Source organism: Pseudomonas borbori (assembly GCF_900115555.1).
Classification (GTDB): domain Bacteria; phylum Pseudomonadota; class Gammaproteobacteria; order Pseudomonadales; family Pseudomonadaceae; genus Aquipseudomonas; species Aquipseudomonas borbori.
Window position 1 is genome coordinate 1 of sequence record NZ_FOWX01000036.1, and the last position, 16160, is coordinate 16160.

General features: G+C 56.3%; 12 protein-coding genes. 3 read left to right on the forward strand and 9 right to left on the reverse strand.

The features are described 5' to 3' along the window. Positions 1–575 (reverse strand): IS21 family transposase (gene istA / locus BM315_RS20460; RefSeq protein WP_141123988.1); only part of this gene is annotated, 575 nt, incomplete at its 3' end. Between the two features lie 333 nt (positions 576–908). On the opposite strand from istA, the gene BM315_RS20465 reads away from it, so the two are divergent. Next, positions 909–1784, forward strand: a complete 876-nt coding sequence (locus tag BM315_RS20465; RefSeq protein WP_090504925.1) for a helix-turn-helix transcriptional regulator — start codon at positions 909–911, stop codon at positions 1782–1784. A gap of 418 nt (positions 1785–2202) precedes the next feature. Here BM315_RS20465 and BM315_RS20470 read toward each other — a convergent pair whose 3' ends face one another. From BM315_RS20470 to BM315_RS20500, 7 genes are all read right to left on the reverse strand, one after another. Beyond that, complete coding sequence (locus BM315_RS20470) at positions 2203–2610, reverse strand: SMI1/KNR4 family protein (RefSeq protein ID WP_090504928.1); 408 nt, start codon at positions 2608–2610, stop codon at positions 2203–2205. 11 nt (positions 2611–2621) lie between these two features. Then, positions 2622–3209: an HNH/ENDO VII family nuclease gene (locus tag BM315_RS20475; protein WP_090504931.1), complete on the reverse strand. Its 588-nt coding sequence runs from the start codon at positions 3207–3209 to the stop codon at positions 2622–2624. Beyond that, complete coding sequence (locus BM315_RS20480) at positions 3206–6475, reverse strand: ATP-binding protein (RefSeq protein WP_090504936.1); 3270 nt, start codon at positions 6473–6475, stop codon at positions 3206–3208. Before BM315_RS20480 ends, BM315_RS20475 begins: the two co-directional genes overlap by 4 nt. A gap of 4 nt (positions 6476–6479) precedes the next feature. After that, positions 6480–7370, reverse strand: a complete 891-nt coding sequence (locus tag BM315_RS20485; RefSeq protein ID WP_090504939.1) for a hypothetical protein — start codon at positions 7368–7370, stop codon at positions 6480–6482. A gap of 13 nt (positions 7371–7383) precedes the next feature. Beyond that, on the reverse strand, positions 7384–9639 hold the full coding sequence (locus tag BM315_RS20490) for a dynamin family protein (protein WP_090504942.1): 2256 nt from the start codon (positions 9637–9639) through the stop codon (positions 7384–7386). Continuing rightward, on the reverse strand, positions 9636–10646 hold the full coding sequence (locus tag BM315_RS20495; RefSeq protein ID WP_244527343.1) for a dynamin family protein: 1011 nt from the start codon (positions 10644–10646) through the stop codon (positions 9636–9638). The genes BM315_RS20490 and BM315_RS20495 overlap by 4 nt, the downstream gene beginning before the upstream one ends. 95 nt (positions 10647–10741) lie before the next feature. Beyond that, the gene (locus tag BM315_RS20500) at positions 10742–11764 is read right to left on the reverse strand and encodes a helix-turn-helix transcriptional regulator (protein WP_090504947.1); all 1023 of its coding nucleotides are present in this window, start codon (positions 11762–11764) and stop codon (positions 10742–10744) included. A gap of 1079 nt (positions 11765–12843) precedes the next feature. Between BM315_RS20500 and BM315_RS20515 the strand changes: the two genes are divergently transcribed. Beyond that, positions 12844–13248, forward strand: a complete 405-nt coding sequence (locus BM315_RS20515; RefSeq protein WP_090504953.1) for a hypothetical protein — start codon at positions 12844–12846, stop codon at positions 13246–13248. Between the two features lie 889 nt (positions 13249–14137). Here the strand turns inward: BM315_RS20515 and BM315_RS20520 are convergent. After that, entirely contained in the window at positions 14138–14770 is a 633-nt protein-coding gene (locus BM315_RS20520) for a TetR family transcriptional regulator (RefSeq protein WP_090504956.1), read from the reverse strand. A gap of 232 nt (positions 14771–15002) precedes the next feature. On the opposite strand from BM315_RS20520, the gene BM315_RS20525 reads away from it, so the two are divergent. Continuing rightward, complete coding sequence (locus tag BM315_RS20525; protein WP_090504959.1) at positions 15003–16157, forward strand: efflux RND transporter periplasmic adaptor subunit; 1155 nt, start codon at positions 15003–15005, stop codon at positions 16155–16157. Positions 16158–16160 lie beyond the last annotated feature (3 nt).

Sequence of the window (16160 nt, forward strand, 5' to 3'; positions counted from 1 at the left end):
ATCACCCGCTGCGGCACGCCGCCAAAGAAGGCAAAGGCGCGGTTATGCGCATCAAATACCATCTCCTGCGTCTCGCGCGGATAGGCCGCTACGAACATCTTCCGGCTGTAGCTCAGGCGAAAATGCGCGACCTTGACCGTCTGCACCACGCCCGCAATCTCGACCTGCTCATGGCTCCAGTCGAACTGGCAAGCATCGCCAGGCGCGAATACCAGCGGTACAAACGCCTGCGTAGCTGCTGGGCGGGTCTTGCACGTTTTCCACTGCTTCACGAAGCGCTGCACGCTGTCATACGCACCGCGATAACCCTTGACCTGCAAGCCTTCATACAACCGCCGGGCCGTGCGTCGTTGTGCCTTGGGCAGGTATCGCTCGGTGGTCAGCCAGGCTTCGAGCGTGGATTGGAACTCGCCCAGCTTGGGCGCGGGTTGCTGCTGACGCTCGTACACCGGCGCAGCTGTGCTGTGCAGATGCTTGCGAACGGTGGGACGGGAAAGGTTAAGGCTGCGCGCAATGGCGCTAATGCTCTCGCCACTGACCAGATGCCGCCGTCGGATTTCGGCAATGATGTCCATCGATAACACCCCAGATTCTCCGGCCAAAAGACCGGATGGTTGCACACACCGGGGTGGAAACTATTGGACGCTGTTTACCCCGGGAATCTGGAAAGTTTTCCACGCTGTTTCACAACGGGCGCCCCACAGTGCGGACAAGCCGCGGCCTGATCACTCGCCATACGCCCGCATTCGCCACAATCGATCAATGCCATGTTGCTACTCCTTGAACTGAATTCCGCACCCGACCGGGATCAATCCGGCTTGTTTGCGGAATTCAAGATATGTAGCATCGCTAGACATATCTAGAGTGTTTACCTGAACAGGTAAAGTTTTCAAGCAGATGGAGGGGCAATGAAACGCGCACAATCGATCGAATCTGTCCGCTGGGATCTGGCCCTGCGCTACCGCCTGATCGAGACGGTAGCCTGGTGGGAAGGACGGCTGACCACCGGCCACCTGATGCAGAGTTTTGGGATTAGCCGGCAGCAGGCATCCAAGGACATCAACACCTACATCAATCAACATGCGCCTGAAAACCTGGTGTACGACAAGCGCATCAAGGGCTACGTCCCCAGCGCGCAGTTCGCCCCGCTGTTCATCGATGACAGCGCCAGCGCCTATCTGCATCTGCTGAACCAGAACCATGAGCGCGCGCACTATATCGAGGGGCTGGCCCTGGCTTACGCACACACTGAGGTGTTGCAGGTGCCGGATCGTTCGATACGCCCCGAAGTCCTCCGGCCGCTGCTGAAAGCCTGCCGTGAAGGCCTGCGCCTGGAATGTGAATATGTGTCCTTCAGCACACCGAACGGCGAGACGCGCCTGATTGCACCGCACACCCTGGTCTACACCGGCATGCGCTGGCACGTGCGCGCCTACTGTGAGCGCAACAGCGAGTATCGGGACTTCGTGCTGAGCCGCTTCCGGGACACCCCGGATCTGATGGCTGACACCTCCGAGCACGGCCGCGACGGCGATGAAGGCTGGAATACCGCCGTACAGGTGATCATCGCAGCCGATTCGCGCCTCAAGCCGGAACAACAGGCCATCATCGAAAGCGACTACGGCATGCAGGATGGCCAACTGGTGATCGACACCCACGGCGCTCTGGTGCAGTACGTGCTGCAGCGCTACCAGATCGACCCGAACAAGGTGCATGCCAAGGCTACGGCCCAGCAGATCGTGGCGGCCAATCTGGATGACCTGAAACAGTGGCTATACCAGTAAGGCTTTAGTTAACGCTGCGAGCCAGCGCAGGCCAGGTGCAGCGTACTGCGCGAAACAGCCGCCGAGACAGCTCAGCGACAATCTCAGCAGCGGCATGGCAAACCGCATGGCTCAGAGAGGGCTCACAGCCTGGATGGAGCGGCAGCACTGGAACGGTCTGCAAGACCGTTTCCTGTAAAGAAAGCATGCAGGTAGTGGTTCTAGAGAATCTCTAGAACCATGAATAAGCCGAACCACTCGGGTGAAAAGATAGCCGGCCAGGCCCACTGGTTGCGCAGCCGATACACTTTTGACCCACGTAACGGTATTTTCATTGAGCCCGTTTCGAACGCCGAACTCGTTGTTGCATTTCGCTTTTCAGACTGATGGACTGGGTCAGTTTTCAGTCGGCAGAACAGCCTTTACTGAGTGCTTTCAACTAGCCGGCGAATACATGCTTGATCAAAAAGGCCTCCAGCCCGTCCTTCACGACACGCACAATGCCGCCATTCGGTGTGGCCCAAACCAGAACTTTCCGTGCTTGGTTATCGTACAGATAGTACTGACCATCACCAATATCAAGCAGCGGCACAGTATTTTTCGGGTAGTTCGGATCACGGCTCAGGTCCGAAAATGCGGCAAAGACATTCAGGTAATAGTCGTCAGGTACACCTAGGCCATACGTTTCGTAGGCGTCAAAGACAATGACCCCAAAGGTCGACAGGTAGCGTTGGTATTCGTCCGACAGTGCGAACCCTAGTTTTAGCTCAAGGTTCTGGATGCTGACCGTATCTACTGGCCGGGTGTTGGCGTGATGGAGTTCAACGAGTTTCTCAAGTTTTTTCATAAGATTCGCCCTCAGCGCTGATTCTCAATCTGTTCGGCTCGCGCCTTCCAGTAGTCTTTTCGCTCTTTATCGAAGTCTTCGCGATTGATCTCGGACTCCTTCTGTTTGTTGTGCAGAACGTTATCGTTTCCGTTGCCACGGTGCTCAGCGCTGGTCAACTCTGCCAATGGCGAGTCCTGTTTCTGGCCGATGTGGTGTAATTCGATCGGCTTGCCATTGGCATCCAGCGGAGCCCTTCCCGACTTCATCCGGTCCAGGTTAGTGGTGCCCATGGCATCTTTTTGATCGTAATCGATGTCGGTGCGAATCAGTGCATCCTTGCCGTTGACCTCGGCCGGCTCAAGATTGGCCTCTTCATAGATTTTCGCTTCGGCTTCACTGCCGATGGCATCCAGCACCTCTTTCGGCACGCCCAGCAGCTCAAGCCTCTCACGTGTTTCCGGCGACATTTCCGGCAACTCCAGACGGGTTTCCTGGGTGAGCACGATAGGTCGGTCGAGCTCAGCAACGATCAGGCAGCGGTCCGGCATTTCACGGGCCAGTAACGCCAGGCTGGACGGAACCTCGGATTTTTCAGCAAATAAGTTTTCAAAGTTCACAGAACACTCCCTGTTTCGAGGCGCGCACGCCATGCGGAGTAAATGTCGATATGGCTCTCGTGTTGCAGGCTGTAGTCCTTCATCAGGCACTGCTGGGTAGCCAGGGTCAGCTCAGGGCTCAAACCTTTTGCTCGTTCATGGAGCAGCAGGTCGAGTTGATCGCTTAGGTGACCGTAGTCGGTCGCCTTTTGAATGATCTGCTGAACCTGCTGCCGACAACCGAGCACATCGACCACCAATTGCGCGGCGTAGGCAAAGGCCTCAGGTCTGCACAGTGCCAATGGCTGCTCTTTCTTGCAGGCGTTGAGAGCCTCAAACAACGCGATTCTGCTACGAGCCAGCAACGGCAATTGGCATAACCCGTCTTCCAGCGACGACAAATCCACAGCCGCTGGCGTGCGAATACGGTTGCTCAGTAGCAGGTTGAGCACCTGCAAGTTGAAATCCTGACTACGGACTGTGGACGTGTCTTCGGCCTTATAAACATAAGGCGCTTCGAGACCAGCGAACTTCTTCACCTGACACAGCACCGGTTCCAGCCAGTCGTTCTGATAAACAATGGCCACGCCTTTGGGCAACTTGGCGATTTCTTCCAACTGATCATCGCGCAATGCCACTGACTTGCCGATCAAGCGACGGTCCATTTCATCCGGCAGCCGCATGATGATTTTGGTGTTCGTGTTGCGAATCGCGGCGATATCGACCGCATGGGGCGACTGATCGGCAATGATGAAACCTTCACCATAGGTGCGCATTTCGGCGATGGCGTTGGTCAGCATCTCAACCGATTTTCCAACCACGCTCGAACCTTCAGCGCCGCCTTCGGACGGGCTGCGCTTGAGGATGTTATGCGCTTCCTCAAGCACAGTGACGTGGCGCAACGGCTGGTTCATGCCTCCACCCGCCATCCGGTGCTCACTCAGGCGCATCACCAGGATCCCCATAATCAGGGCCTTGGTCTCGGATGAGCCAATGCGACTGAGATCAACGATTGCGCTCTGATCAAAGAGCACATCGCTGTCGATCTCGTTGGCGGTAAAGATCTGGCCATTCAGGCCATTGGTCAGGGATTTGATCCGCGTCGACAACGAGCCGATGTAGTTCCCCTTGAGCTCCTGGGAGTATGCCGAGGCCTCAATCACGCTTTGCAAGGTACTGAGCAAATCACTGAAGGTAGGAAACAAAGCATCACTGTAACGGTTGGTCGACAGGTCCAAGTCCCAGCCACACTGCTGATACGCCTGCAGAATTGCCTCTTTGAGTACCGCCGGCATTGCGGCATACATCGGCCAGCAGACGTTGAATATCTCCACGAGCCGATCAACGTGCTCCAGCACATGGATGGCCAACGGGAAGCGGAACGGGTTGATGCGCAACAATTCACTATGGGCCGGGTGCGTACCAAATACATTGACGTCATCGAGATGACCGAAGACGTGTTTGTACTCGCCCTTGGCCGGTTCGATAACCAGGAACGGTACACCGGCAGCGCTGATTTGGCTGAGCATTTCGTACAGTGTGTTGCTTTTGCCAGCGCCGGTCGAACCACTGACAAACACATGGCTGGACAACTGGTCGAGGCTCAACTCGATCTTTTGCGGCAGGTTTTCCCACAAGTGGCGGATGTTGCCCAAGGTCAGTGTCTTGCCCTTGCCCAGCTCATTGGTGTGACCATCCAGGCGCTGCACCTTACGGCCGAACGCCTGGGTTTCCAGCACGGCCACCGTGGAGGTGGAGCGACGGGGCAGGCTCAACTGGATCGCCATCTCCTTACCCGACACCAGCGTGGCGGGCGTAAGGTAGCTGATCGGGATTTTCTTCGAGAATTCCGGTTTCAATTGCGGGTGGCTGAACGCGGTGAGCCAGTCCAGCACGGCGGACTTGTTGGCAGATTTCCAGGTGGTCAGGGCGAAGTCTTCGTGGCTGGACTTGCTGCCGCGCACTAGCCCGAGAAAGATGCTCGCCAACGATTCGGACGACGCGGTGCTATCACCGATGAAATACGCCGCCGAGTTCCAGCCGCCGTACGTCTTGGCCTCATCAATGCGCTCGAGGTGGTGATCGATCTTGCTCAGCAACTGCTCGATGGTCTTGTCCACTGTCTCAATCGAAATCTGCCGATTAGAGCCAGTAGTTTTGTTCAACGAGTGGGTGTCGGTGGTGCTGGTGGTATGTGTGGTCGAAGTGGTTTTCGACGCGGCCTCACTGAAGGAGGTGCCGTGACTTTCGTTGCGACCGGTGGAGGTCGAGTGACTGGTGCCAGTGGTACGTTGTTCATTGAGCAGCGCAGCTGCGGCCGAGCCGATCTGACTGCCGATCATCGCGCCGAATGGCCCCAATGTCGCGCCGCCCACCAGGCCCAGTACATTGGCACCAATCGCGACCGTTTTGGAGGTCATTGTCTGCGCACTGAACGACTCGCTGGTACCGGTTGTGTCGGTGGTCGATGTCCCTAGCGTTGTCGAAGTGCCCTTGGTTTCGGTCAGCCCAAGGCTGTGTCCGAGAGAGTCACTCAAGCCCTGGCTTATGCTCAGCCCGACGGAGTCGCTGTCCTGCTCGCCAAACGTTAATTGTTGCTTGAGCAATGGCGAAAGTTGCGTGGCGACTTGCTCATACCCAGCGCGGATCAGGTCAAGGTTCTGCGACGAAACCGGCTCGGCAAGGATGATCGCGTGATACACCCGGCGCTCAGCTGCGTCGATAAAGCGCTCGAGCCCTTGCATGAAGTGCTCGCGGTTCTCCGTTGACAATGCAGGAACACCGGTTACCGCTGTGATGCTCGCTGAAGGGTTGACCTTCTCGGCCTTCACCGTGCCCAGCAAGACGTCGGCATCCTGTTGGTTCAGTGGCACTAGCGAACTGCCCGAGAAGTGCCCCTTGAAAGTCTCTCGCAGCAACTCGCCGGAACTGTGCCCGAGCGATTTCCCGGGCTCACCCCGGGTACCGATATAAAGATCGGTTTCGACGCCATTGGAACTCAGCAACAGAAAAACTGAGTAACCCGCAGCGCCTAGCGCGGTATAGGCGGCGGTGGTGCTTTCGAGCACCGATTGTTTGTTGTCCTGAACGATGCGCTCGATACGGAAAATCCGCAGGTCACTGGCGGCATTGAACCGAATACCTTTCTCCGCGAAAGCATGGACCGGATAACGCTCCAGTTCCGACAGGTAACTGCGATTGATCAGTGCTCGCCCGGCCTCAAGAGTCATGCCGGCATTGTCACGAATGTCCTGCACAGCTGTGCGGGTCAGAATTAAAGAGGTCATAAGGTCACCGAACCAAAGCCACGAGGAACACCACTACTGCGGCAATGGCGCCACCGATCAGCAAAGCGGCCATAAAGGCCGGGTTGCGCTCCGGAGCGCTGGCGGGAGTGGATTGACGTGAGTTGGAGCGTGGCGCTTGTGCTGCTTGCGGAGCCGAGCGTGGGCCGGACGTGGTTCTTGGTTCTGCAGCTTTGGTCGCAGCGAATCCCTCGACAGCGCTATTGCGCAACTGCTCGCGGACCTCGATTAGGTGCAAAAAGCGCTTTTCTGCAAAGTTTGTTTTCAGATACGTAACCTGTAGATCGTAATAATCCTCGTTCCACTGATTATTATCTGATGCAAGCTCGCGAGCGAATGCACCTTCTACAAAGGCCTCGAAGATCTCGGGAACAATGCCTTTGATCCACTCCAGTGCCCCCTGCAACTCGGCACCATCCAGACGACGATCGTTGAGCTCGAGACGCAACGCGGTACGAATCGTCAACAAGTCTCCTTCGTCGACAAACTTCTTGAGATTGCTGGAAGGCTGGTAATCGAAGGAGACACTATTCATTGGGGATTTTCTCGCGCGTGAAGCGGCTACTGTTGGCGTAAACCCCTTTTCGTTTCGTTGACGAAACAGGTCGCGAACCTGGATCAGGTGCTCCAGTCTCTCCCTGGAGAAGTTGCGAGTAGCGAAATACTTTTGCCGGCTGAAATAGTCCGGGTTCCAACTCACTGGATCTGCATCAATGGCTCGTATGATGCTATCCACCTCGTGAGTGTCCAGCACCCCCGAAGCCTGTTCAGCGGCAAGCACCAACTGCTGCAACAGTTGTGTGCTGACCTGCGTGTCATCGAGCGCCGTCAGAAACTCATCACGAACTTTTCCAATCATTGTGGCGGTAGTGGTCATAGAGGCTCCAGAGTCAAACGGCTAGGGTTTTGTCGAGCTTGGCTTTGAATTGATTGATCCAGGCTTGCAGCTCACGAGCCTCTTCAAGTGCTTGTTTACGAACGTTGCGGTCAGTCATTTTTTCTTTGAGCGAGTCCATCAACTCATTAAACTTGGTTTCGAACTCACGCCCCATAAAAGCCATAAACTGATCAATCAGGAGTGTCTTGCCATTGTCGATTTCATTGCGAGCGGCAACCACTAATCGAGCAAAATCGGTGTCGATACGAGTGGCGCGCTCCCTCCAAAGCTTTTCGAGGTCAACGGACTTCTCTTCGCCATATTTGTAAACCGTTCGGGTAGATCCCCACGAGAAGGGGTTGTACCAGGTACTGTCGCTGACTTCGTAGCTGCCAACCTTCACCTTTTTGGTCTGGACTTCATGACTCTTGACGGTGAGATTGAATGAAATATCACCTGCGGTCTTTTGAAGGCTATCCAGAATGGGCAGCTTCAAATGCTGGCAGTCCTTGAATAGATCAACGATGTAGCGCTGGTATTCAGCATGAAGGTCATCACGAATGATCTGCTGGCTAGTGATGAACACTGTCTCATAAGCATTGATGAGTTTTCGATACTGGAATTGAAGTTCCTCTTCGACTTCCTTGACTCGCATTTCAGCGATACGCGGCTCAACGCTCCCGGTGAAACGCACGCTGACCGTTCGAAGATACTTACCAGTAGAATTTTCAAGGGTCGCGAGCTCATCTTCAGTCCCCCGCGGCAGCGCCTTGCCTTCACGCGCTATCTTGTCCTTGTAGGCCTGCGTATCGAACCCCTTCTCCTGCCGATACTCCAGCGCCTGGATCTCTTCATTGATATGCGCCAGTGTTTTCTCGTCCTGATCCAGTTGCTCGATCAGTTGAGTTTCGTTAAGTCCGACCTCAATGGCTTTGATCATCGCGTCATAGGCCCGTTTGACTCGATGCGGGAAGTTATACTTGTCGATGTACTCGTCAATCATCGCTTCGACCGCCGGCAAGCCGCTGCTCAGCATTAGGTCGGAGAGCTTTTTCTCCTGCAGGTTACGTTTGACCCGATCAGTTATCGGCATGTATTTCAGCAAATTCATGCTCGGCACTTCGCTGAACATCTCCGCCATAGTGCTGAAATCGCCACGTTCCCTGCGCGAATGCTGGTCATGAGGTTTTCGAATCAGTCGTGTCAGATTGGCGGACACCGGGTAAATCAACGGATTGAAAATACCGTTCTCGACCAGATACTTTTTAACGCGGGCCAGCACTGACGGCAGGTCCTCGCCTTTCTCCGGGTCGAACACATCCATCTTGTTGATGACGAAAATAAACCTGTCCTTGCTCTGCTTGCCGCCCTTGCGCATGGTTTCGGCAACCAGCCCCAACAGATTTTTGTCATCGTTGGTACCCAACTGGCTGGCATTGAGTACATACAGAATCAGCGGATTGCGCTGAGAATCCTGAATGAAGCTCATGGTTTTGAGTTGGTGCTTTTCATCCTGACTGTTGTTCGGACCGGGAGTGTCGGTCAATACCAGACGCACGCTGTCGCGCTCTTGAATGGACTGAATTTTCCCCTCGATATCGATGCGCATCGTATCGGACAGGCTGTTCCACGCCTGGAGCACTTCCAAGCTCACGTTGTCGCTGCTTTCCGCCACGCTATGATCATTGGTCACGCGTCGTGCGGTGAAGCGCTGCCCCATCGATGCGTTATCGGTGATCCGAGCAATCGTCGCGGTGGTGGCTTCGTTGGCCGCAGGAAGCAGATCCTGGCCGAGCATGGCGTTGATCAGAGTCGACTTGCCCGATGACATGGTCGCAACTACATAAACGTCGAAATCTTTGTTGAACGCTTCTTCAAATGACTGACTGACTTCGGCATTGTCCCGAATGAAATGCTGAAATTCGGGATGCTGCTTGGCCTCCTCCATCAACTCACGGATCCGAGTCAGGCGCTCCTCGGCCGGGTCCGCTTCGATGAAGTGCATATCTACCCGCATGCCCTTGGCGGCCGCGACCTTCGCGGCCTCAACCACATCCAGATAATCCGATTCTACCCCTCTGAAAGTGACATCAAAATTATTGTCACCATTGAACAACTGGCTCAATTCATCAAACAGCTTCTCGACCCATACTTGCAGCCGTGATTCCTTATAGCTCGACAGCTTGCACCCTTCGGCCGGCGGTTGGCCATTGATCAGGAACTGAGTCTCGACGATGAATGGGTTATGGATGATTTCAATAGGATTCATGTTTGTCCAACTAATCGGCGTTGATGATTGATAAGGGCTTCAACGGTTTTAAGCCCACTGATTGTGACCAGCTGGTGCAATTGGTTTTTTTCGTAGGCCCGAGTATCGAATGCCTCGGCCTGCTGTTTGCGTTCGAGGTTGTCGAGTGCTTTAAAGACGCGGTGTTTGATCAGGTCCGGCGCGACAGTGGCATTGAGCAAGGCACGCTTGGTGGCGTCCAAGTCATCGAGAACTTGACGCAGTTTTGAACGCTGCGCGCGTGTCAGCGTTTCAGCACTCAGGGCTTTGCGGGCGTAGAGCGCTGCACTGGCCATTGTCGGAATGATGATCGGTTGCTCAAAACCGATGTCGCGCAAATAGTGCTGGGCGTTGCTCACATATCCTTGAATGTTTTCGCCCTTCTCCGGATCGAGCAAATCAACTTTGTTTAGGATGAAATAGATAGGCTGATCAGGCGTGCCGGCAAGTTCTTCGCGCAGTTGTTCGAGCAGCAATCGATCGTCACGGGTACCCAGATGACTAGCGTTGAGTACATAGCAAAGCACCTTGAAAGACACGCTGCGCACCGCCTCCAGCATCAAACGAGCATGGCTGGCATCCTGACTATTGTTCGGCCCCGGTGTGTCGTGGAGCACCAGCCCGGGTGCCGGACGCGGCACTACTTTGAAGGTCCCCGCCAGATTGATGCGCTTGACCTCGGCATTGGCGTTCCAGTCACGCAGCAGCGCAACTGAAGGCGAACGCTGGGCGGCCAACTCCGTGTCATTGTAAGAGTAGCAGGCACCACTGAATCGCTTGGCACCTTGGCGATGCTCGATACGGGTCATGCAGGCGGTGGTGGCTTCGTTGGCGGTATGTAGCAGTTCCTGGCCAATCAGTGCGTTGATAAACGACGTCTTACCTGCACTCATTGTGGCCAACACCAATACATCGAAGGTGGCGCTGCCAGAAGGCATCGAACTCGCAGTTTCTTGGGGTTTGAGGGTCGTAATGGTGGGGCGCGTCATCAATTTCTATCCCTATCGCCCAGTGCTTTGAGCACCCGACAAGTCGTAATCCATAGCGGTTGAACGGCCGCAGTCTCCCACCGCCATGCGACAGTTCATGTCGCATGATCAGTTGAGGTGTAGAGAATTTGCATACTGTGCAACCTGGCGCTGATTTCATCGACCCAGACCTGCGGTCCATGCACGCGGATGTTGTCGTTCAGGCCAAAGATCCACCACAGCGTTTCACGATCCAGCGGAACTTGGGCGCGAAGACGTTTCCAGGTATGGGAGGGGATATCGCTCAAGGTCTGCTCGTGACTCAGTGGGGTCTCGCCGAGCAGGAAGGCAATCTGCGGATGAACATCAGCGACCAGCTCCACTTGGGTGTCGGTTTGGCGATGGCTGAATATGCCGCTCGCGATGTAATCGTCGACATCAAAACTGGCGTGCAACACGGCTGGCTCGTCGAGTACACGAACGTGCTGGATGCGATGTAGGGCAAATTGGCGCAGGTCACCATAGCCATCCACGGACGCCAGCAAGTAGCTGATGGCATGCCGTGATACCAGCCCTGCCGGATGCAGGCGAAGCTGCTTGAGTTCGCCTTTGCTTCGGCTCTGATAGGTAACTTGCAGTTGCCTGCGCTCCAGCAAAACGGCAGACACCTGCCCCCATACCTCGGGAGCAATCGCAGCAGGCAGCAGGGTTTTCCCATTGGGGATCGCACGAACTCGTCGTGCCCAATCGGCCAATCCGTTGTGGCCGAGATCGCCCAGGAAATTGCGCGCGCGTCGAAATTGTGGACCGAGCAGGTCCAGAACGGTCTGTGGCAACAGGGTGTTCAGATGGCTTTCCGACAGATACAACGCTAGTGCGGTGGAAGCATCCATGTCCTCCAGTTTCAGTGGCGCATCCCGTGTGAAGCTCCAGCGGAATGGGATCTCGCTATCGTTGCAATGTAACGAGAAAGGAATCGACAACCGGTTCAAGTCACGCTGAATCGAGCGCAGAGTCACGGAAAAACCTCTATCGCGAAGCTTTTCGAGCAAGGTGGGTGTTGCAATACGCTGCGGCTCGGTGGGAATCAGGCGCAGCAATGCGAATAGCCTGAGCAGGGTATCCTTCGCTTGGGACATGATGACTACCTTGTTCTGCGTCTCAACTGATGGCCAGCAGACTGACGCCAATTTGGCGTCGAGGTTACTGATCTAAATGGCGTTGTGCCATCTATTATGCTCAACATAAGACAAAAGTCGTTCGCCAGCAGCGTATGGACCTGAGACTCTGCCCGTGGCTCAGGTAGAAGAAGACTAGCGCCCTTCCCTGTCCCGTTTCAGTTCTCTGTACTCGCGGTACAGTTCATAGCTTTTCTTCAGCACCACACAAAGTCCGATGGCGGCAAACAGGTTTTTCATAGTCGTGGTCTCCTAGACCTTTTTGATCATTTTCCAGGGTGGAGCGACAAGCTGTGTCGCGACATTGAAGCGTCACTCGTTGAGGCTGAGGAATTGTTCGAGACGAGTTCTGAGAATTTCATGACGGCTCGCCTCTCGGCCCTCCAGCGAAGGGGTATGACACTCAGGGCAACTGATAAACGTACCTTGGCCGAGGGATGCCAAATCGCTGTGAAGCAGAATGGCTTTTTTCCAAGAGCAGTAAGCACAGACGGGGTGAGCGGACGCGGGGAGATTGGCATAGCGGTATGCCTATAGCTGTCGAATGGCGCTAGCTTGCCGACTGGGTGCGACAAAGTGTGTCGCTTCGTTTAGCTTTCAGTGGCCTGATCACCAAAGGGTAAAACTCCGCCGGTGTGCCCGCCAATACTTACACTCCTTGCTGCCGGGAGGGCGGCCGCTTGGGTTAGCTGCCGTAGGACCAAATCACGCGCACAAAGGCGTGCTGATTCGATTCAAAAAAATCTCAACCCTACATAACAGCAATGACACCACTACCAGGAAGGTTCATCTGTTGCAGCCGATGCGCTTTTGACCCACGTACCGGAATTTCATTGACCCAGTTTCGAACGCCGAACTCGTTGTTGCATTTCGCTTTTCAGACTTCGGGGCTGGGTCAGCATAGCGTCGGCACCCGGGTCAATAATGCGTCGGCGGCAACCGAAGTGCTGGCTCTCGTGGAGCAGATGCACGGGCAGATCGACGAACTGGAATGCCAGCCGCCCAGAGACTAGTACCGTTTCGCCCACTGGATCGACAGAGTGCTCGAACTGCATGCCCAACTCGAGCAGGCCGCCGGCCAACACTATGCGCGCAAACTGCCGGCCGCCCTCGGGGCGGCCGCCACACTGCAGGCACTGAGCCTGGACACCAGCCGCCAGTTTCTGCTCTACCAGGCACGCAGCTTCCGCTTTGTGCGGGTACCGTCCATGACCATCGATGACGACAGCGTGGGCGAACTGGATCGCCACATCCTCGACGCGTTCAGCCGCCTGTCGGCCGAGGAGCCTGACCTTGCCGACGAACTGGACAAGCTGCAACGCAACTACAGCTTCGTCCGCAACAAACTGCTCGATAAGCAGCAGAGCCGGGCACCTAGCGCGATCGAGCGCTACCTGTGCAACACCGTCCAGGCGCTCGACCACCTGGCAGCCAACGCAAGCTAGACGGCTATTAGCCATCTGCGAACATCGCAAATGCCCGCGCGCCGGCGAGCAAACTCCGCCAACCGCAAGGCTCTGCTGTTTCATACGCGCCGCCAGAGTGAAAATGCGCTGCTAGTGCCCGAGGCCAGCAGCCACCCCGACCTAGGCGATTTTCAGTCAGCCAAACACCGCCACCCACAGGGCACACTAGACTTTGAGCAGTCCGCGAAACTGTATATGTGGATGCCAGTTCAACTCCCTAAACGACCGCTCATCGAGAATATTACGCGGGGGCATTTTCGGGGGCACATTAAAAGAACTTAAGAATTAATTCCTTATATAACAATATGTTAAGAAACTAATTAAAACTCCCCCGGCTCCACCATTTTAGTTTTATAAATCAGGCACTTAGCGAATAGCTACAGTGCCTTTTTTGTGTCTTTTGGGGCCGTTATGGCTGGGTAATGCCAGCTTTATGACAGCGTCCCTGCCCGCGAAGCCCATCCGCGGCTGTCGTCTTTACCTCAACAACCAACAGAACGTTTTCCGTCGCTTTTTAGGTTTGAAATAGCGCCCCAAAGCGTTGTCGGGGGTATTAAATCTGTGTCGGCTTACACACAGTGATCCACACATGCCCCCCCCCCCCCCCCAAGAAGCACCCGATCAGCCACACCTCTCTGCGGCACTGCTTAGTTGCAGCCGACGCGCTTTTGACCCATGCCCCGGAATTTCATTGAGCCTGTTTTGAACGCCGAACTCATTGTTGCATTTCGCTCTTCAGGCGGCGGAGGTGGGTCAGCATAGCGTCGGCAGCCGGGTCAATAATGCGTCGACGGCAATACACGGACGTCTATCGGCATCCACGAGGATTGGTATTCCAGACCGCACCGGCACTTCCATTTCTCCCCCCTTACCGACGCAGCGCCTGACTTTCGCGCAACATGTCCAGGGCGCTATCGACCAGCAGCTCGGCATCGCGCTGCAGCGGGAAGCTTTCCGGCACCAGCAGCCACTGGCTGAGCAGGCCGTCGATGTAGGCATGCAGGCAGATCGCCGCGCGGGCGGTGTCCAGTGTGGCGGGGAGTTGCTGGCGCTGGACCGCATTGCGCAGCGACTGGTCGATGCGCCCGTTGCATTCCACGTTGTCGGTTTGACGCTGCTGGCGCAGGTCGCTCATCTCGTCGGTGAGTTCGCAGCGGTGAAAGAGGATTTCGGTGATCCGGCGGGTTTTCGGATCCAGCGCCACCCGCTGCAACAGCGTGATCAGCAGCTGGCGCATGCAGCCCAGCGGGTCGGCCTCATCCGGGCTCTCGCCGGCCCTGGCCAGTTCGTCCAGCGGCTCGTGCAAGCTGTCCAGCATGGCCTGGATCAGGTCGGCCTTGTCCTTGAAATGCCAGTAGATCGCCCCGCGAGTGACGCCGGCAATGCCGGCAATTTCGGCCAGCGTGGTGCGCGAGATGCCGCGCTCGTAGAAAGCCTTTTCGGCCGCCTCGAGTATCTGGCTGCGCGTCTGCTGAGCCTCCTCTTTGGTGCGACGAACCATGGCAGTAACCCTCGATCAGGATGGCTTCACCCAGGAAGCTATTGGCAGGCAAGGCTTTCATTGAGCCTTTGACTGATTTTCACATTTTGTTGCTTCTGCGAATTAAAAAACTACTTACAAACATTCATGAACGTAAGTATATTGATTAGCAGTCTACTTATCCAACCTCTCATCCGACTTTGTCACTGGCATTTCGCTCAAGCGCCTTGCCAGACGCCCGACCGAGGCCCCCATGCGATTCAATCCGGTTTTCCCCATGCTGGTTAGCGCCGCCGTTCTGACCGTCCTGCTCAGCGGTTGCCAACAGGAAGAAGCGCCGCCTGCCGCACAACTGCCGCAAGTCGGCGTGGTCACCCTGCAACCACAGGCCTTTACCCTGACCTCCGAGCTGCCAGGACGCACCAGCGCGTACCGCATTGCCGAAGTGCGCCCGCAGGTCAACGGCATCATTCTCAAGCGCCTGTTCACCGAGGGCCGCGAAGTCAAAGCCGGCCAGCAGCTTTATCAGATCGACTCCTCGACCTATGAGGCGACCCTGAAAAGCGCGCAAGCCTCGCTGCAGTCGAGCAAGTCCCTGGCCGATCGCTACAAGCTGCTGGTCGACGAGCAGGCCGTCAGCCGTCAGGAGTTCGACGAGGCGCAAGCCAAGCGCCTGCAGGCCGAAGCCGTCGTGCAAAGCGCGCAGATCGACCTGCGTTACACGAAGGTGCTGGCGCCGATCTCCGGGCGCATCGGCCGTTCGGCGATAACCGAGGGCGCGTTGGTCAGCAGTGGCCAGAGCAGCGCCATGGCGGTGATCCAGCAGTTGGATCCGATCTATGTCGACGTCACCCAATCCTCGATGGAAATGCTCAAGCTGCGCCGCGAGCTGGCCAGCGGGCAGTTGCAGAAAGCCGGCGACAACGCCGCCCGGGTCAAGTTGATCCTGGAAGACGGCAGCGAATACGCAGAGCTTGGCCAACTGGAATTTTCCGAGGTCTCGGTCGATGAAGGCACCGGTTCGGTGACCCTGCGCGCGGTGTTCCCCAACCCGAACCACGACCTGTTGCCGGGCATGTTCGTCCACGCCCAGCTGCAGGCCGGGGTCAACAGCCAGGCCATCCTCGCCCCGCAACAAGGCGTGACCCGCAACCTGAAAGGGCAACCCACGGCCCTGGTGGTCAATCGGGACAACAAGGTCGAACTGCGCGAGCTCAAGGCCGACCGCACCGTCGGCAGTCTATGGCTGATCAATGACGGCCTGAACAGCGGCGATCGCCTGATCACCGAGGGCCTGCAGTTCGTCAAGCCAGGCGACGAGGTCAGCGTCAGCGCGGCGCGCAATGTCCAGGCGGCCAAACCGACCCTTGCGGCTAGCAGCGCCAAAGCGCGCGGCCAGGGGGAGTAACCC